The sequence below is a fragment of the Caldimonas tepidiphila genome (assembly GCF_003569765.1).
Taxonomy (GTDB): Bacteria; Pseudomonadota; Gammaproteobacteria; order Burkholderiales; family Burkholderiaceae_C; genus Caldimonas; species Caldimonas tepidiphila.
The window spans coordinates 1-2133 of record NZ_KZ983961.1 but is presented as its reverse complement, the minus strand read 5'-3'; the positions used below and the strand labels follow the sequence as shown (position 1 = coordinate 2133).

General features: G+C 64.6%; 3 pseudogenes. 1 reads left to right on the top strand and 2 read right to left on the bottom strand.

The features are described from left to right. Together D3A59_RS02025 and D3A59_RS02020 are read right to left on the bottom strand one after the other, a co-directional pair. Nucleotides 1-217: pseudogene (locus D3A59_RS02025) on the bottom strand (hypothetical protein); the annotation flags it as partial. Between the two features lie 58 nt (nt 218-275). Beyond that, a pseudogene (locus D3A59_RS02020) lies at nt 276-578 on the bottom strand (integrase core domain-containing protein); the annotation flags it as partial. A 43-nt stretch (nt 579-621) separates the two neighbouring features. Here D3A59_RS02020 and D3A59_RS02015 point away from each other — a divergent pair. Next, nucleotides 622-2030: pseudogene (locus D3A59_RS02015) on the top strand (IS30 family transposase). Nucleotides 2031-2133: the final 103 nt, after the last annotated feature.

The following is a 2133-nucleotide window of genomic DNA, read 5'->3' as shown; positions in this document are numbered from 1 at the left end:
CGGGGTTGCGGCGGATGCGGCTGGCATCCTCGGCCAGCGTCACATCGAGCACATGGTGCAGCCGGTTCTCGATTGCCCAGTGCTCGCGCACGAGGCGCGCGAATTCACGGGGCGCAACCTCGGCGGTGCCGAGCGTGCTGAGGTAGTACGCGGGCGTCTCGCGCCGCGCGACGAAGCGGCGCCGTGTGGTATCGAAGACCTCGGTGGTGCGGCGCACCTCGATGAGGCTGAGGAAGTGAACCGCCCCGAGAATTCCGGAGGCTCATTGGCTTGAGTCAGGCCGACATGGCTGACTCGGCAAGTTGACGATAGTAGTGAGCTTCGGCCTCGGCGGGCGGGATGTGGCCGATAGGCTCCAGCAACCGATGGTGGTTGAACCAGGCGACCCACTGCAGCGTGGCGAGCTCGACCGCCTCCCGGGTCTTCCAGGAGGGCCTCCGGTGGATCACCTCAGCCTTGTACAGCCCGTTGATCGTCTCGGCCAGCGCGTTGTCGTAGGAGTCCCCGACGCTGCCTACCGAGGGCTCGATGCCAGCCTCGGCCAGTCGCTCGCTGTAGCGGATGCAGACGTACTGGGTGAATTCAACCGGTCGTCGCAACACGTCCTGATTGGAGGTGTTGATGAAAGCGAAGAAGTTGAAGTCGGATCGATCGCTGCGCGCGAAGCTGCGCTCGCCAGGGCGGCCGCCAGTGCTGCATCGCGCAGAGCGATGGCCATTCTGGAAGGCAATCGCTCGTGGGCACACCAGCGAGGACGCGGCCCGCATCGCCGGCGTGTCGGCGGCGGTCGGCAACCGCTGGTTCCGACAATGCGGCGGTATGCCACCATCGAACCTCGCCGCTTCAGCAGCAGAGCCTACAGGCCGGTACCTTTCCTTCGCTGAGCGCGAACAGATCGCGCTGGCGCGCGCTCGTGGAGAAGGAGTTCGAGAGATCGCCAGACAGCTTGGTCGAGCGGCGTCGACGATCTCACGCGAGTTGCGACGCAACGCTGCCACGCGCGGAGGAGGCCTTGAGTACCGTGCTCACACGGCGCAGTGGCATGCCGACCGCGCCGCCATGCGGCCCAAGCCTGCCAAACTCCTGACGAATCCGTCATTGCACAAGTATGTGCAGGATCGATTGGCCGGCAACATCGCGACTCCAGGCGGGCGAACGATTGCTGGGCCTCAGGTGCAATGGAAGGGGCGCCGACTTGGGCGCAGACAAGCCCGCCGGTGGTCACAGGCTTGGAGCCCGGAGCAGATCGCAAACCGCCTGCTGATTGATTTTTCCCGGAAGACGCTTCGATGCGCATCAGCCATGAAGCGATCTACCAGGCGCTGTACGTGCAGAGCCGCGGAGCACTTCGCCGGGAATTGACTGCTTGCCTGCGGACCGGCCGAGCCCTACGACTTCCCCGGGAGCGGGCGCGTAATCGTGGGAAGTCGTTCGTGACCCCTGAGGTCCTCATAAGCGAGCGGCCGGCCTGCGTCGAGGATCGCGCTGCACCCGGTCACTGGGAGGGCGATCTGATCCTGGGGCTGGCGAGCTCGGCCATCGGCACCTTGGTCGAGAGATCGACGCGCTTCACGATGCTGCTGCACCTTCCGCCCCATCCTGAGCACCGCCAGCAGCCCCGAGACAAGCGTGGTCCTGCGTTGGCCGGTCACGGAGCAGAGGCCGTGCGTAACGCGATCACGAAGGCGATGGCTTCGCTGCCCGAACAGCTCCGAAAGTCACTAACCTGGGATCAGGGCGCCGAAATGAGCCAACACGCGATGCTCTCGCTCGACACAGGCATGGACGTGTACTTCTGCGATCCACAGAGCCCCTGGCAAAGAGGGACCAACGAGAACACCAACGGGTTGCTGCGGCAATACTTCCCAAAGGGAACGGACCTCAGTGCACACAGGGTCAGCGAGCTGAACGCGGTGGCCCTTGCATTGAACACGAGACCGCGCAAGACACTCGGGTGGCGGACACCGGCAGAAGCATTCAATGAGCTGCTACGCTTGGCTCAGCAAAGCAGTGTTGCGACGACCAGTTGAATCTGGGCTGCGAGCCGCGGTCCGAGTGATGGATGAGCCGGTCCTCCTCGCTCGGTCGTCGCTCGTACAGCGCCTGCTCCAGTGCGTCGAGCACGAAGTCTGC